Here is a 21157-nt window from a genome sequence, read left to right on the forward strand (position 1 = left end):
ATGGCAGGTTTTTTTATGGCCGGCCTAGCGGCGCACCACCACCAGCTTCTGGTTCACGAACTCTTTGATCCCGAGATCGGAGAGCTCCCGGCCATAACCGGAACGCTTCACGCCGCCAAACGGCAGTTCGGGCGCGGTATCGGTCAGCCAGTTGATATAGACCATCCCGGTTTCAATGGCGGATGCCATCCGTTTGGCGCGTTCGATGTCCTGACTGAACACCGCGCCGCCCAGGCCATAGTGAGAATCATTGGCAAGCGCAATCGCCTCCTCATCGTTTTTCACCACATAGATCTGCGCCACCGGGCCAAAGAACTCTTCGAAGTACGCCGGGTTGTCACGGGTGATACCGGTCAGGATAGTGGGTTCAAAGAAGTTGCCTTCCCGCGCCACCGCTTTGCCGCCCAGATGCAGCGTGGCGCCGTTTTTGACCGCCTCGTCCACCTGCTTGCTCAAGGTTTCCAGCGCATCTTTAGAGGAGAGCGGCCCCAGCGTGGTGCTTTCATCCAGCGGATCGCCTATTTTTACCTGGCGAAACGCCTCGCTAAATTTCGTCAGAAACGACTCAGCGATGCTCTCATGCAGGATAAACCGCTTGGCGGCAGTACACACCTGGCCGGCGTTATTCAGCCGCGCCTGGACGCCGATTTTCACCGCGCGATCGAGGTCGGCATCGTCGAGCACCACAAACACATCGTTGCCGCCGAGTTCCAGGGTCGATTTCTTAATATGCTTCGCCGCCTGCGCCGCCACCACGCTGCCGGCTTTTTCCGACCCGGTCAGCGCCGCGCCCTGCACACGGTCGTCGGCGATAATCTTCGCCACCTGATCCTGAGAGATAAACAGGTTGGTCCACGCCCCTTCCGGTGCGCCGGCCTCGCGCACCAGATGGGCAAAGGTCTCCGCGCAGTGCGGTACGATGCTGGCGTGTTTGGCGATAACCGGGTTACCGGCCGCCAGGTTTGGCGCCAGGACGCGCATCAGCTGGTAATAGGGGAAGTTCCACGGTTCCACCGCCAGTAAGACGCCAATGGGGTGGTGCTCAACCCAGGCTTCACCCAGTTCGGAGGGATACTTCACCGGCGCCAGCATCGATTTGGCGTTATCGGCGTAATAGCGGGCGATTTGCGCGCACAGTTTCACTTCGCCGCGGCTCTGCTTAATGAGTTTCCCCATCTCCTGGCTGGCGATTTTCGCCAGATCTTCCACCCGGCTGTCGATCAGATCCGCCAGCTTATGCAGCACCGCCAGGCGCGGTTCAATATCGCCTTTCGCCCAGGCCGAATGATAGAGCGCATCCGCCTGCCGCAGCGCCGCCTCCACGTCCGCATCGCTGTGCGCCGGGTACGTTTTAATAAGCTGATTGTTCGCAGGATTCACCGTCTGATAGGCCATATCGCATGTCTCCTTGTTATCGCTATAAAGGCAGTCAAAAATGCCGTTAAGGATATTAAGGGTAGTCGAGATGGCTGGCGATGCGGGTAAAGTTAGGTATATCCGGAATATTCCATAACGATGGCTAACCGGGGCGACCGTCAGGCCGCCCCGGCGTTATCAATGCGCCAGCGCGGCGACCTCATCGGCGGTCAGGCCGGTGATTTTCACCACCGTCTCGCGGGCAATGCCGTCGGCCAGCATCCTCTGGGCAATGCGCAGCGCTTCAGCATGCTGTCCCTCCTGCCGGCCTTCCCGTTTGCCTTTTCTGCGGCCCACTTCCTGTATTCGTTCGGCGATGGTCATCAATCTCTCCCTGTGCTGAGGAACCCGTTGCGCCACTTTATGGATAAACCGGCCAAAGCGGCGCGCGTTGCCAGTGTGCAGCAGATAATTAAACAGCGTTTTTATCTGCCTGTCATTAGCGTCACCGCTAAGTAAAATCGTCGTCAGTTGCTCAACAATACCCATTAAATCGCGCTGGCGAATATGCTTCTGTATCAGCTCGAGTAATGCCACGCGCCGGTGACGAACGATCTCATCGTCGGGGATCACCGTGATATCCACCAGCGGAAAGGGCGAGGCATAAAGCTCCCTCGCCAGCGGTGGATCGGCAAAGCAGTCCAGCCAGTTGAGCGACCACGGGTATGGCGTGGTCGCTCCGTGATAGAACAACATCGGCACCACCAGCGGCAGTCTGGTATGACCGCTATCCAGATGGCGCTGCATCGCGGCGATGGCGTAGCGCATCAGGCGGAAGGCCATCTGCGCATCCGGCGAGCTCTGATGTTCGATAACCACATAAATGTAGCCCTCGCCAGACGCGGTTTTGAGTGACCACAGCACATCGGAGTACCAGGCCCGCAGGCTCTCCTCGATAAAGCTTGCCGACTCCAGCTGTAAGGTATCGAGGTCGCAGCGCTGACGCAGCGCAGGCGGTAGATGGATCGCCAGGAAATCACGCGCGATGTCGGCCTGAGTGAGAAACTGTTTAAACACCGCATCATGCGGCGTCGAGGTGGTGCCCTTTGCCATCGGCTCATCCCTGCCTGCTTATCCTGCAGGGACTCTACCTCCCATGAATGTCGCTGACACCCCGGAAACCGGAGTTTTACGTTCCGCGACGAAAACATATTTCCCCGGACTGCAAGCGCGACATCCTTTTTCGACGCGGTACGCAAATCCCGGCGGGCGACAGCCTCGGCGCAGCATGCTATAAACGATTTATCCCCTCAGCAAAGGTCGATGCGGTGAACCATACCCGAGATATTCCCCAAACCTTCTGGCGAGACGATCGCCTGCCGTGGCTGGAGCTGCGCAGCACCTGGCGCAGCCGTCAGGCCTATAAGCACCACAGCCACCCGCAGCTCTCGGTGGGGGCGATTATCGACGGTGAAACGCGCTGCCTGTGCAATGGACAGGAATATCTCCTGCAGCCCGGGGATCTGATCGTGATCCCGCCGCACGCGCCGCATAGCTGTAATCCGCTGCGTGACCAGCCGCGCAGCTATCATATGCTGTACCTGGAGGCGGCATGGTGCCATGCGCAGCGTCCGGATATTCCCCCTACCGTCAGCATGGCTTCGCCGCAGCCGCTGCTGCGCGACAGCCCTCTCTTTGCCTGCTTCCAGCAGATTGTCGCCCTGATGAGCCGCGGCTGCATTGAGCAACTGCCAGCCCGGGTGGCGCAGCTCCTGCATGCGCTGCCGCTGTGCGCCGCCGCGCCGCAGGCGCCACATCACGTCAGCGCCCTGCTGTTTCAGCGCCTGGCGACAGATCTGCCGGCGCCGCCATCGCTGGATAAGCTAGCCCACGATAGCGCGCTACGTAAAGAGACCGTTATCCGCGCCGTGAAACAGGATACCGGCCTGACGCCCGCCAGCTTGATCAATATGGCGCGCATTGAATATGCGAAAACGCGCTTACGCGCCGGGGACCCTATCGCCGACGTCGGCTATCAGGCCGGCTTTGCCGATCAGAGCCATTTCCATAAAACCTTCGTCAGCTATACCGCCGCCACGCCGCGGCAGTATGCGCACAGCAGATCAATTTCCGACAATAAGTAATTTTCCATCTGGCGTAGGGTGGCCTCAGCACCATTATCGAGGCCACTATGCATACCTTATCGACTCTCTTCCCCGCCGCCTTCCCGGCGTTAGCCCTGTCCCACTTTGTCGCCCTGCTCAGCCCGGGCCCCGATTTTTTTCTGCTGGTCGGTTACGCTGTACGCTACCGGATCCGCGGCAGCCTCGGACTGTGTCTCGGCATCGCCGCCGGCAATGCGCTGTATATTGTTCTGGCCATCGTTGGCTGGGGACTTCTGCGCCAGGCGCCGCTGCTGTTTTTACTCATCGAGCTGTTGGGCGCGGGCTACTTACTGTGGATTGGCAGCCTGCTGATTCGCAGCCGTCCCGCGGCGCTGGCGGTGGAGAGCGTTCGCACATCGCGTCCGGGGTTCGGCAAGCAGCTACTGCTGGGGCTGGGGTCATCGCTGCTCAACCCGAAGAATGCGCTGTTTTATCTGGCGCTGATGACCTCCCTGCTGGGGCCGGCGGTCACCCTGCTGCAGCAAACGGTGAGCGGGCTGTGGATGGTCAGCGTGGTGTTCTTCTGGGATTTACTGCTGGTGAGCGCGATTGCGCTGCCGCAGGTACAGCGCCGCCTGAGCGCCATCGTCTGGCGGGTCGAGCGGGCGGCGGGGGCGATCCTGATGATGTTCGGTCTGTGGATTATCTGGCGATTTTTGCACGACCTCGCCGTCAGGTTATATGCTTAAGTTTATGGAAAAACTCGCTGAACTGAAACGCGCCAAACTGCTGGCGCTGTCGCTGCTGCTGATCGCCGCCGCGCTATTTATCACCACCCTGCTGCTGCCGCCGACGCCGTGGGTCAGCGCGCTGAAGGCCATTTCCGAAGCGGCGATGGTCGGGGCGCTGGCCGACTGGTTTGCGGTGGTGGCCCTGTTTCGCCGTATTCCGCTGCCCTTTGTCGCCCGCCATACCGCGATTATCCCGCGCAACAAAGATCGCATCGCCGACAACCTCGGCCGCTTCGTTGAGGAGAAATTCCTCGATACCCCGTCGCTGGTGGCGCTGATCCGCCGCTATCAACCAGCGCTGATGCTCGGCAACTGGTTCAGCCAGCCTGAGAACGCCCGGCGGGTTGGCCAACACCTGCTGCAGGTGATGAGCGGTTTTCTCGAACTGACCGATGACGCCCGCATTCAGCGCCTGCTGCGGCGCGCGGTGCATAAGGCGATCGATAAGGTCGACCTGACGCAGACCAGCGCCATGATGCTGGAGGGGTTGACCCGCGACAACCGCCATCAAAAGCTGCTGGATTCGCTGATAAATCAGCTGATCGCCCTGCTGCAGCGCGACAGCTCCCGCGCTTTTATCGCCCGCGGCATCGTACACTGGCTGGAGACCGAACATCCGCTGAAGGCCAGGCTGTTACCCACCGAGTGGCTCGGCGAGCACAGCGCCGAGATGGTCACCGACGCCGTGAATACCCTACTGGACGAAGTCACCCACGATCGCACCCACCAGATCCGCCAGACCTTTGACCGCGCAACGCAAAAGCTAATCGAGAACCTGAAATCCGACCCGGAACTGGCGCAGAAGGCCGATAACATCAAAGCCTGGCTGAAAAATGATGAGACCTTCAACCGCTATCTTGGCGAAGTGTGGGGCGACCTGCGCGGCTGGGTAAAAAACGATATCAGCAGCGACGACTCGCGTATCAAGCAGCGCATCGCCGAGGCTGGCCAGTGGTTCGGTGAAACCTTACTCCGCGACGACGCACTGCGCGAATCGCTCAACGAACACCTGGAGCAGGCGGCGCATCGGGTGGCGCCGGAGTTCGCCGCCTTCCTCACTCGACATATCAGCGACACGGTGAAGAGCTGGGACGCCCGCGATATGTCGCGGCAGATCGAGCTCAACATCGGTAAAGATCTGCAGTTCATCCGCATCAACGGCACCCTGGTGGGGGGAACTATCGGCCTGTTGTTGTGGCTGCTCTCGCAGATCCCCTCGCTGCTGCATCTGCATATTGGTTAGCAATGATACTATCTGAACAATAGCGCTGATAAATATTACACAGGGAGGGCGAGATAATGCACCGGATGACCCACTGGCTAACCCGGCACGCCGCCGCGCTGTTCTTCCCGGCGGCGCTCATTCTGTATGATTTTTCCGCCTATCTCACCACCGACCTGATCCAGCCGGGGATCCTCCACGTGGTGCGGGATTTCAACGCCGATGTGGCGCTGGCTCCAGCCTCGGTAAGCCTGTATATGGCCGGCGGCATGGCGCTGCAGTGGCTGCTGGGGCCGCTCTCTGACCGAATCGGACGGCGTCCGGTACTGCTCACCGGCGCGCTCATTTTCACCCTCGCCTGCCTGGCGACGCTGTTCACCACCTCCATGACCCAGTTCCTGATTGCCCGCTTCGTGCAGGGCACCAGCATCTGCTTTATCGCCACCGTCGGCTACGTCACCGTGCAGGAAGCCTTTGAGGAAAAAAGGTCGATCAGGCTGATGGCGGTGATCACCTCCGTCGTGCTGGTGGCGCCGATCGTCGGCCCGCTCTCCGGCGCGGCGCTGATGCATTTTATCCACTGGAAAGCGCTGTTCGGCATTATCGCCGCCATGGGGCTGGTGGCCTGGCTGGGGCTGCTGTTGACCATGCCGGAGACGGTGCGCCGGGGCGATGTGCCGTTCAGCCCCCTGGGCGTACTGCGCGATTTTCGCAACGTCTTTCGCAACCGCATCTTTTTGCTCGGCGCCGCCACGCTTTCGCTGAGCTATATTCCGCTGATGAGCTGGGTGGCGGTATCGCCGGTGATTTTAATGGACGCCGGCGGGCTGACCACCAGCGAGTTCGCCTGGAGCCAGGTGCCGGTCTTCAGCGCCGTCATCATCGCCAACCTGTCGGTGGCGCGCTGGGTAAAAGATCCCACCCGCCCGCGCTTTGTGCTGAGCGCGGTGCCGGTACAGATGCTCGGCCTGGCCATCCTGATCGTTGGGAATCTGGTATGGCCGCACGTCTGGCTGTGGTCGGTGCTCGGCACCTGCTTTTACGCCTTCGGCATCGGGCTAATTTTCCCGACGCTGTTCCGCTTTACCCTCTTTTCTAACGACCTGCCGAAAGGCACAGTCTCCGCCTCGCTGAATATCGTGATCCTCAGCGTCAGCGCCTTATCGATTGAAGGCGCGCGCTGGCTGTGGTTCCATGGCGGGAGACTGCCCTTCCACCTGTTAGCGGTGGCCGCCGGGCTCATCGCCGCCTGCTGCCTCGCCGGACTGTTACGCCACCAGCGTCAGTGTGCGCAAGCGGTCATTGAAGCCCGGCAGTCGTGACCCCTTTTACGGAGAAAGCCCCATCATGAGTGAGATTGAACTCAGCCCGGCGCAGCGTGACCTGCTGCGCGACAGGCTCAGCAAGTACTGCGAAGAGACGTTTAATCTCGAGCTGGAACAGTTTGACGCTGAATTTTTTATCGACTTTATCGCCCAGGAGTTGGGGCCGCTGTTCTACAACGCCGGTATCGAAGAGGCCATCCGCACTCATCTGGCGTGGAGCGAGCGGATCCAGGAAGAGATGGATTTAAAGAAGGTCTATTAACGCCGCGCGCAGACTCAGGAGATCAATAAAAACACACAATCAACAGGGTTATAATGGCGACTCTTTCAGCATCTCCCGTGTACGGGGAAGGAAACCATGTCGCTTATCACCGATCTACCCGCCATTTTTGACCAGTTCTCGGAAGCTCGCCAGAAGGGCTTTCTCACCGTCATGGATCTTAAAGAGCAGAACGTGCCGCTGGTGGGCACCTACTGCACCTTTATGCCCCAGGAGATCGCCATGGCGGCGGGGGCCGTGGTGGTCTCGTTGTGCTCCACCTCCGATGAAACCATCGAGGAAGCGGAAAAAGATCTGCCGCGCAACCTCTGCCCGTTAATCAAAAGCAGCTACGGCTTCGGCAAAACCGATAAATGCCCCTACTTCTATTTCTCTGACCTGGTGGTCGGGGAAACCACCTGCGACGGCAAAAAGAAAATGTACGAGTACATGGCCGAGTTCAAGGCGGTCCACGTGATGCAGCTGCCGAACAGCGCCAGCGACGCGGCTTCCCGCGCGCTGTGGAAAGCGGAGATCCTGCGTCTGCAACAGGTGATTGAGGCGCGGTTTGGCGCGCCGATTAGCGAGGCGGCGCTGCGTGAAGCCATCGTGCTGAAAAACCGTGAACGCCGGGCGCTGGCCCACTTTTATCGTCTCGGGCGGCTCAATCCGCCGGCGCTCAGCGGCGGCGACATCCTGAAAGTGGTGTACGGCGCCACCTTCCGCTTCGACAAAACCGCGCTGATTGACGAGCTCAACGCCATGGCGGAGCGCATCCGTCAGGAGTGGCAGCAGGGTAAACGACTGGCATCCCGCCCGCGCATTCTGATCACCGGCTGCCCGATCGGCGGCGCGGCGGAGAAAGTGGTTCGCGCCATCGAAGAAAACGGCGGCTGGGTGGTAGGCTATGAAAACTGCACCGGCGCGAAGGCCACCGAGCGCTGCGTGGCGGAAGAGGGCGACGTCTACGACGCCTTAACCGACAAATATCTCGCCATCGGCTGCTCCTGTATTTCCCCCAACGACCAGCGCCTGCAGCTGCTGAGCCAGATGGTGGAGGAGTACCAGGCCGACGGGGTGATCGACGTCATTCTGCAGGCCTGCCATACCTATGCCGTGGAATCGCTGGCCATCAAACGCCATCTCCGCCAGCAGCACGACCTTCCTTATATGGCGATAGAAACCGACTATTCGACAGCGGACCTCGGCCAGCTCAGCACCCGCGTCGCCGCCTTTATCGAAATGCTATAAGGAGCACGCGTGATCTACACGGTTGGTATTGATTCCGGCTCCACTGCCACGAAAGGCATCCTGCTCGCGGACGGGGTGGTTACGCGTCGTTTCCTCTGCCCGACCCCCTTTCGCCCCGCCGACGCCATCCATGAGGCCTGGGAGACGCTGCGCGCTGGCCTCGCGGAAACGCCCTTTTTAACCCTCACCGGCTATGGTCGCCAGCTGGTAGATTTCGCCAATAAACAGGTGACGGAGATTTCCTGTCACGGTCTCGGCGCCCGCCTGCTGGCGCCGGACACCCGCACGGTGATTGATATCGGCGGCCAGGACAGCAAGGTTATCCAGCTGGATGCCGGGGGCAACCTCAGCGACTTTCTGATGAATGACAAATGCGCCGCCGGCACCGGCCGCTTTCTGGAGGTCATTTCACGCACCCTCGGCGCCAGCGTCGAACAGCTGGACGCCATTACCGACGGCGTGGAACCGCATGCCATCACCAGCATGTGTACGGTTTTCGCCGAATCGGAAGTCATCAGCCTGCGGTCGGCGGGGGTCGCGCCGGAGGCGATTCTGGCGGGGGTGATTAACGCCATGGCCCGGCGCAGCGCGAACTTTATCGGCCGCTTATCGGCGCAAGGGCCGCTGCTGTTTACCGGCGGCGTCAGCCACTGCGCCGCCTTTGCCCGCATGCTGGAAAGCCATGTCGGCATGGCGGTGACAACCCATCCCGACGCCCAGTTCGCCGGGGCGATCGGCGCGGCGCTGATCGGCCAGCGCCAGCGGAGGCGCGGATGACAACGTTTCTGTTTTTATTTCATTCCACGGTGGGAGTGGTGCGAACGCGCAAAGCCCTGCAGGCGGCGGGAATGACCTTCGAGGTCAAAGATATTCCCCGCCAGCTGCGCAGCGGCTGCGGGCTGTGCATCCTGCTTGAGGGGACGGAAGCCGACGCGCGAGCCTGGATCGTCCCGGAACAGACGGCGGCGTTATATCAGCAGGACGGGGAGGCGTGGCGCTGTCTCGCCACCTTCCCACCGGCAGGTTAATCGCTTACCACAAAGCGCGTCGCCGCAAAGCAGTTCAGCAGACGGTGCATAAGAAAAACCAGGGTCAGCGTGACCACCAGCGAGACCGTCACCGAGGTGATGCGGTACAGATCGCTGAACACCAGATCCTGATAGGGATGCAGGTTCTGGCCAAACATAATGCCGATGGTGGTAATGCTGGCGAAGCCCACCCCGGCGCCCACTTTCTCCATCACGTGCAGGCGGGCGCTAAAGGCCAGCCCGAGGCCAATCAGCGGCATCATCAGGATCATGTGATTGCTGAAGTCATAGATAATCAGCTGCACCACCAGAATATAGAGACAGGCCAGCACCACCCCCGCCACGCGCCAGATCGAGCTGATCACCGCCCCGCGATAGTGCATCGGGAACAGGATCAGGATCCCGGCCATCAGCGCCGACAGCGAGTCGCTGAGATCGCAGATCTGAAACACCACAAAGATGATCGTCGCCACCGTGCCGGAGAGCAGCGACTCGTGGCGGATGCGGGCGGCGTCTTTTTCAATGCGCGGCGGCGGCTTGCGCGGTTCGACGTCCGGGATCAGGTAATGCAGCAGCGCGCTCAGCGCCACCGCCAGCACGCACGCTTCCATGTTGGAGAACATCAGGGTGTGCCAGTTGCTGGTCGGGTAGCTCATAAAGTTGAGCATCGTGCTCTGACACACCACCCCCATCGACCCCAGCAGAAACAGCGGCCCCTGGCTCATAAAGCGAAAACGCATCACGTACAGGGCGAACACCACCAGCGTCATGATCACCGGCCATTGCGACAAATAACCGACAATCAGCACCATTTCGACGCAGTTCACCGCCGCGCTGAACACAAACTGGCGGGCGACGTGGCGGTTGAACACCGGCACCAGCGACATCAGCATCAGCGGATACACCACAAAAAATACGCCGTACTGCACGTCGTAGAAGGTGGAGATGCTGAGCGCAATGGTCCCGGCCACGGCGATACGCACCGTCTGGCGAAAATCATTCGCCGTGTAGACGATATTGCCGTGCGGGGTAAAGACGTGCGCCAGGGTATTAATAGACATAGTGCAACCAGCTCACCAGATGAATCTGCAGGCCGGCGAAGGTGCGGGCGAAAGGTCCCTCGCTATTGTACAGCTGCACCGTGGCGCGGGCGCCGGTCGGCAGCGGTTTCGCCAGCGGCTGATCCAGCGCGACGTGAATGCGCATTCGCTGGGCATCACGCACCCAGCGGGTGGACTGTTCCGGCTGCGACAGCTGCCCGTTAACCGCCTCTTGCCCCGCCAGAATCCCGGCATCGCTGCTGGTCACGTGCGCCGGGAAAACTTCCCCCGGCAGGGCGTCAAAAACCACCGCCGCATCGGTGTTTACCGCGGTGTGGCGCAGGCTCTTCTCACGGAAGTCAGCGACGATATCGGTATTGTTGTTGACCAGCGCCAGCACGGCCGTCGCCGCGGTGGCGTAGATCCCCGGGTTAAGCTGCAGGTTGCTGACCATGCCGTCAGTTTCCGCACGCACTTTGGTCCAGGCCAGGTTCAGCTGCGCCTCCTCCAGCGCGTTGCGGTATTTCTGCAGGGTGACGTTGCGCTTATCGTCGCGCTCGCCGCGCTGGATCAGCAGGTTCTGGATCTGCGCGTTCAGCGCCGAGACCGACTGCTCGCTGGTCTGCCAGGTGGTCCGCACTTTGTCGAGATCGGACTGCGAGACGTTCTGCATGGTGCTCAGGCGCTGATAGCGATCGAGCGTGACCTTATCGTTACGGGCGGTGTACTGCGCGGTGCGCAGGTTGGCGCGGGCGGCGGCGATTTGCGCGTCCAGCTGCTGGTTGCTCAGCTTCGCCTGTTCAAGGGCGATCTGTGCCGCTTCAACTTTATTAATGAATGGCGTCGGGTCGAGCTCATACAGCAGGTCGCCCTTTTTCACCTGGCTATTGTTATGCACGTAGACGTGCGAGACATAGCCGGAGACCCGCGACGAAACCGGGGTCACCACGCGCATGACGGTGGAGTCCGGCGTCAGCGGGATCCAGATATCGGCAACGATAAACCAGGCGAATATTCCCAGAAAAGCGGCAATACTCACCCGTACCCAGCGGGCAAATTTTTGTTCAGGCGTCATCATAGTGTGTTAGATCTTGTTATCTTCTTCGCGGATATTCCGCAAACGGCAGGCGATTTGATTTAACGTGGCGCTGAAGGTGACGAGGTCGGCCTCCGGGATGGTCTGGGTTACGCGCTCCTGATAGGTCTCGATCACGCGGCTCAGTTTTTCCAGAATAGCCCGCCCCTCGGCGGTCAGCGTCAGCAGGCGAATGCGTTTGTCATATGGCGATGTGGAACGCAACAGATAGCCCTGCTTTTCCAGTAATGAGAGGGTGCGCGTCAGCGGCGGCAGTTCAATCCCCTGCACCTCCGCCAGTTCGCTGACCGAGACGTTGTCCCCCAACTGATGCAGTTGCATCAGCACCGTCCAGCTGGACTGGGTGAGTCCAGTATCGGTGATAGCGGAGTCAATAATCGCGCGCCACTGGCGCACCACCATGGCCATCCGCATCCCCAGCGGGCGGCGGGCAAACAGTTCGTCTTCAGTCACAGCTTTTCCTCTCATTGTTGAGAAGAAAATAATACTTATCAGGGTAAGTATCAAGAAACGGAAGGTCACGTCGCATCAATTGATAAATTTCGTGAATGATTCCCCGGCATCGCCAGCGCTTACCGGGGCAAAGAAGAAGTGATGCCTGAAAAAAAGCACTTTTTAATTGATCTGATCCCGACGCAGGCCGATATCTTTCAGCTGTTCGTCGCTCATTTTCTGCAAAGCTCTACGCGTTTGCTCCTGAAGCCACCATTTTTTGACAAACCGTACCAGCAATACGAAACCGATAAATGGCTGTCTTGCCCTGTTCTCATGAAATTCCATCCTCTACCTCCTCACCTTGCCAGAGACTTTATCTTCACGGATTTGGGGGGGAGGAATACAGATTCACAAAACACTTTTCTTTAACATACAGATTGGCTAAAACGTACAGCAGACCGCAATTTTTCCTGCCATCTGTACTGGTTATTCCATCTGTATGGCGACAATTAAGGATACAGCATGACCCGCTATCAACATCTTGCTGCGCTGCTGGCCGAACGCATTGAACAGGGCCTGTATCGCCACGGCGAAAAGCTGCCGTCGGTGCGCAGCCTGAGCCAGGAGCACGGCGTCAGCATCAGCACCGTCCAGCAGGCCTATCAGCTGCTTGAGCAGCAGCAGATGATTGTGCCGCAGCCGCGATCGGGCTATTTCGTCGCCCCCCGCAAGGCCCAGCCGCCGGTGCCGCCGATGTCGCGTCCGGTGCAGCGTCCGGTGGAGATCACCCAGTGGGATCAGGTGCTGACCATGCTCGACGCCCGCTACGATAAAACGATCATCCCCTTCGGCGGCGGCTCGCCGGACGTGACGCAGCCAAGTCTGAAGCCCATCTGGCGCGAACTGAGCCGGGCGATCCAGCACAACCTCACTGAGGTGTTGAACTATGACGAACTGGCCGGTCGCCGCGAGCTTCGGGAGCAGATCGCCCGCCTGATGCTCGACGGCGGATCGGTGGTGACTGCCGACGATCTGGTGCTCACCAGCGGTTGCCACAGCGCGCTGTCGCTGGCCCTGCTGTCGGTGTGCCAGCCAGGGGACATCATCGCCGTGGAATCCCCCTGCTACTACGGCACCATGCAGATGCTGCGCGGACTGGGATTAAAAACGATTGAGATCCCCACCGATCCGGAAACCGGGATCAGCATCGAGGCCCTGGAGTTGGCGCTGGATCAGTGGCCGATCAAAGGGGTGATCCTGGTGCCGAACTGCAACAACCCGCTGGGATTTATCATGCCGGACGCCCGCAAGCGCGCGGTGCTGAACCTGGCCCAGCGCCACGATATCGTTATTTTCGAGGATGATATCTACGGCGAGCTGGCTACCGAATATCCGCGCCCGCGCACGATTCACTCCTGGGATATCGACGGCCGGGTGATGCTCTGCAGCTCCTTTACCAAAACCATCGCCCCCGGCCTGCGCATCGGTTGGATAGCGCCCGGGCGCTACTACGACAAGCTGCTCCAGATGAAGTACGCCGCCAGCGGCACTAACGTCCCTTCAACCCAGCTGGCGGCCTTTAACTTTATTCGCGAAGGCCATTATCACCGCCACGTGCGGCGGATGCGGCAGATCTATCAGCGCAATATCGAGATCTACACCTGCTGGCTGCGGGAGTTTTTCCCCTGCGGGATCTGCGTCACCCGGCCGAAGGGCGGTTTTATGCTGTGGGTGGAGCTCCCGGAGCAGGTGGATATGGTCTGCGTCGCCAAACAGCTGTGCCGGCTGAAGATCCAGGTCGCGCCGGGGTCGCTGTTTTCCGCGGCGGGCAAGTATCGCAACTGCGTCAGGATCAACTGCGCCCTGCCGCCGACCGAGAAACATAAAGCGGTGATGGTGAAGCTGGGAGAAGCGGTGAAGGTGGCGATGGAGTGAGGTTTAGCCTGTTCTCCCCGGTGGCGCTGCGCTTACCGGGGCGACGGGTTACCTCGCGTCCGCAAATCAGCTTCACTGGTCAAAAAACACCATCCCCTTATACGGCTGTTCGCGGCAGGCGGCCAGACGCTGGACGAGGCTGCCGACGTGTAGCTCCAGCTTGTGGCCGTCGGGGTCGAGGAAATAGTGCGAGGCGCCTTCGCTACGGTTCAGCTTCCACACCGCCACGCCGGCAACCTCAAGGCGAGCGGCGAAGCGGGCGAAATCCGCTTCGCTAATGCTAAACGCATAATGGGTGTAGTCGCTCTCCTCCGGCGGAGTGACACGCCGCTGCGGATCCAGCGACAGGCACAGCCACAGATCGCCGCAGGAGAGATAGGCGCCGCTGTCCCAGCGGGCGTGCAGCGTCATGCCCAACAGCTGCTGATAAAACGCCACGCTCGGCGCCAGCTGGCTGACCGCCAGGGTCAGGTGATTCAGTCCGCTCAGCATGTCTGTTCCTCCAGTGAATTCACAATGAACTGGCGCAGCCATTGATGCGCCGGGTCGCGGTGCCAGCGCTCGTGCCACAGCATCAGCATCTCAAAGCCGGCGACCGCCAGCGGCGGCTCGATGACCACCAGCCCGCTCTGCCCGCGCACCAGCCGCTCCGGCAGCACCGCCACCAGATCGCTATTGCGCAGGGTCTCCAGCATAAACAGGAAATGTGGCACGGAAAGGACAACCCGCCGCGTCAGGCCAAGGTTCGCCAGCGCGGTATCGGTCGCCGCGCTGAAGCCGCCTCCGTCCGGGGAGACGATCGCTTGCTCCAGCTGACAGAACGTTTCCAGGCTCAACCCTTGCCGCAGCACCGGATGCCCGGCCCGGCCCGCCAGCACGTAGCGCTCGCGAAACAGCAGGCGCTGATGCAGCCCCGGCGGCGCGCCCTCGCGGGTATGGAAAAAGAGATCCACTTCATCGCTGGCCGCCTGCTGCTCCAGCCGCGCCGGCTGGAGTTCGAATACCGCCAGCCGACTGCCGGGAGAGGCCTGCCGTAGCCTGCCCAGCATCGGCATGAGGGTCGCCGAAGCCATATAGTCCGTCGCCGCCACCCGCCAGGTCTCCGCCGCCGCGGCCGGATTAAAAGGTGCTACCGGGGCCACCGCCTGCTCCAGCGCGGCTAACGCAGCGCGCAGCGGCTGGCGAAGCTCATCGGCGCGGGCGGTGGGCTGCATGCCGCGCGGGCCCGGCATCAGCAGCGGGTCGGCAAACATCTCCCGCAGCCTGGCGAGTTGAATACTCACCGACGGCTGCGACAGATTCAGCCGCTGCGCCGCCCGGGTAACGTTATTTTCACTGAGCAGCACGTCGAGCGTGCGCAGCAGATTGAGATCCAGACGATGTAAATTAATCACAGCTATACCTGGGATTTAAGTAATTAATTTCTACTATAGCGCCAGCTTTCCTACTCTGCAGCTCTTCCCACTTCAGAGGTGATGTTATGAAAGTACTGCTGATTTACGCCCATCCGGAACCGCGCTCCCTCAATGGCGGTTTAAAAAATTTCGCCATCCGTCATCTGCTGCAGGCCGGTCATGAAGTCCAGGTCTCCGATCTCTACGCCATGCGCTGGAAGGCCGGGTATGACGCCGACGACAGCGGCGCGCCGCCGGTCGGCGAGTTCTGGCGTCCTACCCTGGACTCCAGACAGGCCTTTGCCCAAGGTACTCAAAGCGCGGATATCGCCGCCGAGCAGGAAAAGCTGCTGTGGGCCGATACGGTGATTTTTCAGTTTCCGCTGTGGTGGTTCTCGATGCCCGCGATCATGAAAGGCTGGATCGACCGGGTGTACGCCTGGGGCTTTGCCTATGGTGTCGGCGAGCACAGCGACCGCCACTGGGGCGATCGCTATGGGGAAGGCACCTTCGTCGGCAAGCGGGCGATGCTGATCGTCACCGCCGGCGGCTGGGCGGAACACTATTCACCGCGCGGGATCAATGGCCCCATCGACGACATCCTGTTCCCCATTCAGCACGGTATGCTGTTCTATCCCGGCTTCGAGGTGCTTCCGCCGCTGGTGTTTTACCGCACGGACAAAACCGATGCCGCGCAGTTCGCCGACCAGTGCGCCACGCTGGCCGAGCGGCTGGACACGCTGTGGCAAACCGAGCCCATTCCATTCCGCCGGCAAAATCATGGCGACTACCTGATCCCATCGCTAACGCTGCGTCCGGAGCTGGCGCCGGGGCAAAGCGGCCTGGCGGTGCACCTGGCAACGAAATAAACCTCAACGCGATAGCCCTTCCGGGTTATCGCTTTCATTAATATGACAATTTGTGAGCCTCCACGCATTAACGGTATCGCATCGCGCGAAGCCGCCTCTCATATTGATAGCGATCAAAAATAATCATACCGTCTGGTCGGTATGATTCCGGCCATGAACATGGAAGCCCAGCATCGTAAAAAAGATCCCGTCCGTCTCCACCGTCAGCTGCTTGAATCGGCGGCGATGATTGCCGGCCGGGACGGTATCGCCGCCCTGTCGCTGAACGCTGTCGCCCGCGAGGCTGGGGTCAGCAAAGGCGGCCTCCTGCACCATTTTCCCAATAAGCAGGCGCTGATTTTCGCTCTGTTCGCCAGGCTGCTAGCGATTATGGAAAAGGCGATTAGCGAACTGATGGCCGCCGATAACATCGCTTACGGACGCTTTACCCGGGCCTATTTGCACTATCTGTCCAATCCGCAGTTGACGGACACGCACGAAAGCCGTCAGCTGATGGTGCTGTCGCTGGCGATGCCGGACGAACCGGTGCTGCGAAAATGCTGGCGCGACTGGATGCTGGATCATCTGGCGCAAGGCGATGCGCTGGATAACGGCCCAACCGGTACCCTGGTACGCTACGCCGCCGACGGTATCTGGTTATCTGAGCTGACCGAGGGGCGCACCATGAGCAGCGAACATCGCCAGTCGCTGGTGAACGATCTGACCAAAATGACGCTTCCCGCATGAAGCGAATAGAGTGAGGCCGCGATGCGCTACAACATCAATGCCCGTCTCATTTATGATGCAACAGACGGCACGCTAACCCTGCCCGGCAGCGATGAACCAGATAGCCAGCTATCCATCACCGCCAGCGCGCTGCTCTATTTTTTTCTCCGCCATACCGGCGTGGTCAGTCGCGATGAAGTGTTGAAAAAAGTCTGGGACGATAACGGCTTAACTTCTTCCAATAGCAACCTCAACCAGTATCTGAGCATGCTGCGCAAAACTTTCCGCCACTACGATATCGATAACATTATCGTCACCGTGTCGCGCGGCATGCTGCAGCTGAATCAGGATCTCAGCATCGAACTGCTCGACGCCGGGCCGGCGCTGGCCGATGTCGCCAGCCCGGCCGCGCCGCCTGGCGAACCCGCCGGGGCAGGAAGGGAAACCATACCGCCTGCCGCTTCACCACACGCGCGCGGAATGTGCTGGTATCTGGCCGGCGGCTGCCTGCTGGTCATCGCCCTGCTTCTGGTGGCATTCACGTTTGCCGGAACCCACGTCGCCCGGCTAATTAATCTGACGCTGATGAACCACAGCCAGTGCGAACTGCTCGCCAGCGATGAAATGCTGCGTTCGGTCTCGGCGACGGCCTACGGTAAGAACTTTGATGAGGTGCGTCAGCGGCTGAAGCTCAGCTGCAAGCCGGGGGAGCGTTTTGTTTTCTTCTATGGCGACCGGCTGGAGACCAACGGCCTGGGCCGGGTATTTCTCGCCCACTGCGCGATGCACGAAGACAACCCGTTTAGCTATTGCGATAACTACTTTTACTACTCCTGGAAGCCGCAATGAGACTCGCGCCCCGCACCTTTTTCGCCTTCTCTGCCCTCGCGTTTATCGCCGCCGCCGGGTTTAGCGCCTGGCGTCTGCTGCCGGATGCCAACGACGGCGTGATGAGCTGCTCCACCAAAGCGATCATGCGTTTTGAAAATATGGAAAAAGAGAATGTGAACGGCAATATCCATTTTAATTTTGCCGCCAATGGCAACGGGTCCATGGTAGTGGAAGGCTATACCGATTCTGCCGCCGGCTGGCTCTACCTGCAGCGCTACGTCAAATTCAGCTACACCAGCCAGCGCATCTCGGCGACCGAGCGCCACTACCGCATCAAGAAATGGGAATCCAGCGCCTCGTCCATCGATGAATCGCCGGATGTCATCTTCGACTATTTCATGCGTGAGATGTCCGACAGCCACGACGGCCTGTTCCTCAATGCGCAAAAGCTTAACGACAAAGCTATCCTGCTGAGCTCTATCAACTCACCGCTCTACATCTGCACGCTGAAGTCCGGCAGCACGCTTAATTAACCCGTCCCCCCTGTACCACCGCGAGGAAAATGCGCCCTCGCTCACGCTCCATTAATGCCCCTTTTCCCTGGATGCTAAAAGCGCACGTTTTGCATTTAGCTTCGACGCCAAAACATGAGCATACCCACAATTATCACGCGGCTATATTACCAACCGCAGGCAAGTAATTAGCATCTTATTAACATTCATCTCCCGCTGATAAAGAGCCTAAAAAAGCGCCATATCATCATAAAAATCAACACGCACAAAACAGAATGAAAATATAAAAAGAAGCCTAAATAAGGCTAAATGGCAGAGTAAAAACCTAAAATATCCATCCAAACGGATTTAAATTTCACTTCTCTCCCCATTCCCTATAGTGAACCCCGAACGCCGCTTCCGCGTGTTGATGCCGTTACGCGGACGGTTTTCCCGAATCACAAAACCTGTTCTGGAGGAGATCACGATGGGTGATGCATTGGGGCTTATCGAAACCAAAGGTCTGGTGGCCTGTATTGAAGCAGCGGACTCGATGTGTAAAGCCGCCAACGTCGAACTGATCGGCTATGAAAACGTCGGCTCCGGCCTGGTCACCGTGATGGTGAAGGGCGACGTCGGCGCAGTAAAAGCGGCGGTGGATTCCGGTGTGGAATCGGCGCAGCGCATCGGCGAAGTGGTGACCTCGCTGGTCATCGCGCGTCCGCATAACGACATCAACAAAATCGTCATTAAACACAAGGCCTGAAGGCCAGGAGAACGCAAATGGGTGATGCATTAGGTCTGATTGAAACCAAAGGTCTGGTGGCCTGCATTGAAGCAGCGGATGCGATGTGTAAAGCCGCCAACGTCGAACTGATCGGCTATGAAAACGTCGGTTCCGGCCTCGTCACCGCGATGGTGAAAGGCGATGTCGGCGCGGTGAAAGCGGCGGTGGATTCCGGCGTTGAATCGGCCCAGCGCATTGGCGAAGTGGTGACCTCGCTGGTCATCGCCCGTCCGCATAACGACATCAACAAAATCGTCTCGCATTACAAAATTGCGGACTAACGGAGAAACCTGATGAAAGAAGCGCTTGGTCTTATCGAAACCAAAGGTCTGGTGGCCTGTATTGAAGCCGCGGACGCGATGTGCAAAGCCGCCAACGTCGAACTGATCGGCTATGAAAACGTCGGCTCCGGCCTCGTCACCGCGATGGTGAAAGGCGACGTCGGCGCGGTCAACGCGGCGGTCGACTCCGGCGTGGAAGCGGCGAAACGCATTGGCGAAGTCGTCAGCTCTCGCGTCATCGCGCGTCCCCATAACGACATCGAAAAAATCGCGGCGCAGCACAAAGCATGACCTGACAGGGCACGCCCCGTCCCCACTCTTTTCGTCTGATGAAGGATAGACTCATGATTGAACTGGATAACGATTTGCAGTCCCGGCAGAACGCCCGGGAACTGGTGCGCAACGCCAAAAAAGCGCAGGCAATGCTGGCCACCTTTTCGCAGCAGCAAATCGACGCCATCGTGAAAAACGTGGCCCAGGAAGCAGCGCACCACGCCGAAGCGCTGGCGAAAATGGCCGCGGAAGAGACCGGTTTTGGCAACTGGCAGGACAAAGTGCTGAAAAACCGCTTCGCCTCGCTGCGCGTCTACGACGCCATCAAAGATATGAAGACCGTTGGCATCATTCATGACGACCCGGTAAAAAAAGTGATGGACGTGGGCGTGCCGCTGGGCGTGATTTGCGCGCTGGTCCCCTCAACTAACCCAACCTCTACGGTTATCTACAAAGCGCTGATCGCCCTCAAGGCCGGTAACGCCATTATCTTCTCCCCGCATCCCGGCGCGCGTCAGTGCAGCTGGAAGGCGATTGAGATCGTCAAACGCGCGGCGGAAGCGGCCGGCGCGCCGGAGGGCTGCGTTGACGGCATCACCCAGCTGACCCTCGAAGCCACCTCAGAGCTGATGCACAGCAAAGACGTTTCGCTGATCCTCGCCACCGGCGGCGAAGGCATGGTGCGCGCGGCCTACGCGTCCGGCACCCCGACCATCAGCGGCGGTCCGGGCAACGGCCCGGCATTTATCGAACGCAGCGCCGATATCCACCACGCGGTGAAAGATATCATCACCAGCAAAACCTTCGATAATGGCGTGATCTGCGCCTCCGAGCAGTCGATCATCGTCGAAGGCTGCATTTACGATGAGGTTCACCGCGAGCTGGAAGCGCAGGGCGCTTACTTCATGAATGAAGATGAAGCGGCGAAAATGGCGGCGCTGCTGCTGCGCCCGAACGGCACCATCAACCCGAAAGTGGTCGGTAAAACCGCGTTGTACCTCAGCCAGATGGCCGGCTTCTGCGTCCCGGCCAGCACCAAAGTGCTGATCGCCGAGCAGACCACCGTCTCACCGAAAAACCCCTACTCGCGCGAAAAACTGTGCCCGGTACTCGGTCTGTACGTGGCTGAGGACTGGAAAGCCGCCTGCCACCGCGTGGTAGAGCTGCTGACTAATGAAGGGCTCGGCCATACGCTGGTGATCCACACCCGCAACCAGGACGTCATCCGCCAGTTCAGCCTCGAAAAACCGGTCAACCGCATCCTGATCAACACCCCGGCGGCGCTCGGCGGCATCGGCGCCACCACCAATATCTCCCCGGCGCTGACCCTCGGCTGCGGCGCGGTCGGCGGCGGCTCCAGCTCCGACAACGTCGGCCCGATGAACCTGCTCAATATCCGCAAAGTCGGCTATGGCGTGCGGTCGATTGACGAGCTTCGCGCGCCGGGCAGCCGCCCTGAGCCACAGCCAACCATCGTCACGCCGGCGAGCGATCCGCAGCGCAGCATTCTTGATGACGTGCGTTTCAACGCTCCGGCCAGCGCTGCGCCAGCACACCCGGCAGGCAGCGATGACCGCTTCGCCAGCCCAGGCGCCGCAGCGAATGCGGAAGGCGCAATCAACGAGCAAAACGTGGAACGCGTTATCCGCCAGGTGCTGGAGCGCCTTGCTAAGTAACGCACTG

Annotated in this window: 25 protein-coding genes; 17 read left to right on the top strand and 8 right to left on the bottom strand. The window is 59.9% G+C overall.

The features are described from left to right. Nucleotides 1-24 precede the first annotated feature (24 nt). Together ACQUTI_RS17005 and ACQUTI_RS17010 are read right to left on the bottom strand one after the other, a co-directional pair. Nucleotides 25-1395, bottom strand: a complete 1371-nt coding sequence (locus ACQUTI_RS17005; RefSeq protein ID WP_101839052.1) for an NAD-dependent succinate-semialdehyde dehydrogenase — start codon at nucleotides 1393-1395, stop codon at nucleotides 25-27. 159 nt (nucleotides 1396-1554) lie between these two features. Further along, a complete protein-coding gene (locus ACQUTI_RS17010) occupies nucleotides 1555-2469 on the bottom strand; it encodes an Rpn family recombination-promoting nuclease/putative transposase (RefSeq protein WP_043522348.1) in 915 nt (304 codons plus the stop codon). 215 nt (nucleotides 2470-2684) lie between these two features. Between ACQUTI_RS17010 and ACQUTI_RS17015 the strand changes: the two genes are divergently transcribed. The 8 genes from ACQUTI_RS17015 to ACQUTI_RS17050 all read left to right on the top strand — a co-directional run bounded on the left by ACQUTI_RS17015 (nucleotide 2685) and on the right by ACQUTI_RS17050 (nucleotide 9337). Continuing rightward, nucleotides 2685-3500: an AraC family transcriptional regulator gene (locus tag ACQUTI_RS17015; protein WP_428923326.1), complete on the top strand. Its 816-nt coding sequence runs from the start codon at nucleotides 2685-2687 to the stop codon at nucleotides 3498-3500. A gap of 47 nt (nucleotides 3501-3547) precedes the next feature. Then, complete coding sequence (locus ACQUTI_RS17020; protein ID WP_049092928.1) at nucleotides 3548-4210, top strand: LysE family translocator; 663 nt, start codon at nucleotides 3548-3550, stop codon at nucleotides 4208-4210. Continuing rightward, nucleotides 4203-5495: a DUF445 domain-containing protein gene (locus ACQUTI_RS17025; protein ID WP_108433522.1), complete on the top strand. Its 1293-nt coding sequence runs from the start codon at nucleotides 4203-4205 to the stop codon at nucleotides 5493-5495. The genes ACQUTI_RS17020 and ACQUTI_RS17025 overlap by 8 nt, the downstream gene beginning before the upstream one ends. A gap of 53 nt (nucleotides 5496-5548) precedes the next feature. After that, entirely contained in the window at nucleotides 5549-6796 is a 1248-nt protein-coding gene (gene mdtM / locus ACQUTI_RS17030) for a multidrug efflux MFS transporter MdtM (RefSeq protein ID WP_032431187.1), read from the top strand. A 25-nt stretch (nucleotides 6797-6821) separates the two neighbouring features. After that, a complete protein-coding gene (locus tag ACQUTI_RS17035) occupies nucleotides 6822-7061 on the top strand; it encodes a DUF2164 domain-containing protein (protein WP_108433521.1) in 240 nt (79 codons plus the stop codon). A gap of 96 nt (nucleotides 7062-7157) precedes the next feature. Then, a complete protein-coding gene (locus tag ACQUTI_RS17040) occupies nucleotides 7158-8309 on the top strand; it encodes a double-cubane-cluster-containing anaerobic reductase (protein WP_065878071.1) in 1152 nt (383 codons plus the stop codon). Nucleotides 8310-8318: 9 nt separating this feature from the next. Beyond that, nucleotides 8319-9086: a putative 2-hydroxyacyl-CoA dehydratase activator YjiL gene (gene yjiL / locus ACQUTI_RS17045; RefSeq protein WP_017899136.1), complete on the top strand. Its 768-nt coding sequence runs from the start codon at nucleotides 8319-8321 to the stop codon at nucleotides 9084-9086. Next, on the top strand, nucleotides 9083-9337 hold the full coding sequence (locus ACQUTI_RS17050) for a DUF3343 domain-containing protein (protein WP_004204154.1): 255 nt from the start codon (nucleotides 9083-9085) through the stop codon (nucleotides 9335-9337). The genes yjiL and ACQUTI_RS17050 overlap by 4 nt, the downstream gene beginning before the upstream one ends. Here the strand turns inward: ACQUTI_RS17050 and ACQUTI_RS17055 are convergent. The 4 genes from ACQUTI_RS17055 to ACQUTI_RS17070 form a co-directional block, all read right to left on the bottom strand. Then, entirely contained in the window at nucleotides 9334-10398 is a 1065-nt protein-coding gene (locus ACQUTI_RS17055) for a DUF2955 domain-containing protein (RefSeq protein ID WP_004204153.1), read from the bottom strand. The two genes, ACQUTI_RS17050 and ACQUTI_RS17055, sit on opposite strands and share 4 nt — an antisense overlap. After that, the gene (locus tag ACQUTI_RS17060; protein ID WP_004204152.1) at nucleotides 10388-11455 is read right to left on the bottom strand and encodes an HlyD family secretion protein; all 1068 of its coding nucleotides are present in this window, start codon (nucleotides 11453-11455) and stop codon (nucleotides 10388-10390) included. The genes ACQUTI_RS17055 and ACQUTI_RS17060 overlap by 11 nt, the downstream gene beginning before the upstream one ends. 6 nt (nucleotides 11456-11461) lie before the next feature. Further along, nucleotides 11462-11926: a MarR family winged helix-turn-helix transcriptional regulator gene (locus ACQUTI_RS17065; protein ID WP_004204151.1), complete on the bottom strand. Its 465-nt coding sequence runs from the start codon at nucleotides 11924-11926 to the stop codon at nucleotides 11462-11464. A gap of 162 nt (nucleotides 11927-12088) precedes the next feature. Beyond that, entirely contained in the window at nucleotides 12089-12253 is a 165-nt protein-coding gene (locus ACQUTI_RS17070) for a DUF1127 domain-containing protein (RefSeq protein ID WP_023319656.1), read from the bottom strand. A 177-nt stretch (nucleotides 12254-12430) separates the two neighbouring features. Between ACQUTI_RS17070 and ACQUTI_RS17075 the strand changes: the two genes are divergently transcribed. Then, entirely contained in the window at nucleotides 12431-13843 is a 1413-nt protein-coding gene (locus ACQUTI_RS17075) for a PLP-dependent aminotransferase family protein (protein WP_122542483.1), read from the top strand. 72 nt (nucleotides 13844-13915) lie between these two features. Here the strand turns inward: ACQUTI_RS17075 and fosA are convergent, their stop codons facing one another. Both fosA and ACQUTI_RS17085 read right to left on the bottom strand, forming a co-directional pair. After that, nucleotides 13916-14335 carry a FosA5 family fosfomycin resistance glutathione transferase gene (fosA, locus tag ACQUTI_RS17080; RefSeq protein WP_053810803.1) on the bottom strand — a complete coding sequence of 140 codons (420 nt, stop codon included), beginning with the start codon at nucleotides 14333-14335 and terminating at the stop codon, nucleotides 13916-13918. After that, nucleotides 14329-15237 carry a LysR family transcriptional regulator gene (locus ACQUTI_RS17085; RefSeq protein WP_053810804.1) on the bottom strand — a complete coding sequence of 303 codons (909 nt, stop codon included), beginning with the start codon at nucleotides 15235-15237 and terminating at the stop codon, nucleotides 14329-14331. Before ACQUTI_RS17085 ends, fosA begins: the two co-directional genes overlap by 7 nt. An 86-nt stretch (nucleotides 15238-15323) precedes the next feature. Here ACQUTI_RS17085 and ACQUTI_RS17090 point away from each other — a divergent pair, with 86 nt between their 5' ends. The 8 genes from ACQUTI_RS17090 to ACQUTI_RS17125 all read left to right on the top strand — a co-directional run bounded on the left by ACQUTI_RS17090 (nucleotide 15324) and on the right by ACQUTI_RS17125 (nucleotide 21150). Further along, complete coding sequence (locus ACQUTI_RS17090; protein WP_043522375.1) at nucleotides 15324-16106, top strand: NAD(P)H-dependent oxidoreductase; 783 nt, start codon at nucleotides 15324-15326, stop codon at nucleotides 16104-16106. 141 nt (nucleotides 16107-16247) lie between these two features. Further along, entirely contained in the window at nucleotides 16248-16832 is a 585-nt protein-coding gene (locus ACQUTI_RS17095; RefSeq protein WP_017899140.1) for a TetR/AcrR family transcriptional regulator, read from the top strand. Between the two features lie 21 nt (nucleotides 16833-16853). After that, on the top strand, nucleotides 16854-17660 hold the full coding sequence (locus ACQUTI_RS17100) for a winged helix-turn-helix domain-containing protein (RefSeq protein ID WP_428923327.1): 807 nt from the start codon (nucleotides 16854-16856) through the stop codon (nucleotides 17658-17660). Further along, nucleotides 17657-18175 carry a FidL-like protein gene (locus ACQUTI_RS17105; RefSeq protein WP_032455481.1) on the top strand — a complete coding sequence of 173 codons (519 nt, stop codon included), beginning with the start codon at nucleotides 17657-17659 and terminating at the stop codon, nucleotides 18173-18175. Before ACQUTI_RS17100 ends, ACQUTI_RS17105 begins: the two co-directional genes overlap by 4 nt. 445 nt (nucleotides 18176-18620) lie before the next feature. After that, entirely contained in the window at nucleotides 18621-18899 is a 279-nt protein-coding gene (locus ACQUTI_RS17110; protein ID WP_004182810.1) for a BMC domain-containing protein, read from the top strand. A gap of 17 nt (nucleotides 18900-18916) precedes the next feature. Next, on the top strand, nucleotides 18917-19201 hold the full coding sequence (locus tag ACQUTI_RS17115; protein ID WP_002442227.1) for a BMC domain-containing protein: 285 nt from the start codon (nucleotides 18917-18919) through the stop codon (nucleotides 19199-19201). Between the two features lie 12 nt (nucleotides 19202-19213). After that, entirely contained in the window at nucleotides 19214-19492 is a 279-nt protein-coding gene (locus ACQUTI_RS17120; RefSeq protein WP_004146125.1) for a BMC domain-containing protein, read from the top strand. Nucleotides 19493-19545: 53 nt separating this feature from the next. Further along, nucleotides 19546-21150 (top strand): acetaldehyde dehydrogenase (acetylating), encoded by a 1605-nt coding sequence (locus ACQUTI_RS17125; protein WP_057213270.1) that lies wholly within the window; start codon nucleotides 19546-19548, stop codon nucleotides 21148-21150. Nucleotides 21151-21157: the final 7 nt, after the last annotated feature.

This window comes from Klebsiella sp. 7-CIP_Kleb., from assembly GCF_050378655.1.
Classification (GTDB): Bacteria; Pseudomonadota; Gammaproteobacteria; order Enterobacterales; family Enterobacteriaceae; genus Klebsiella; species Klebsiella quasipneumoniae.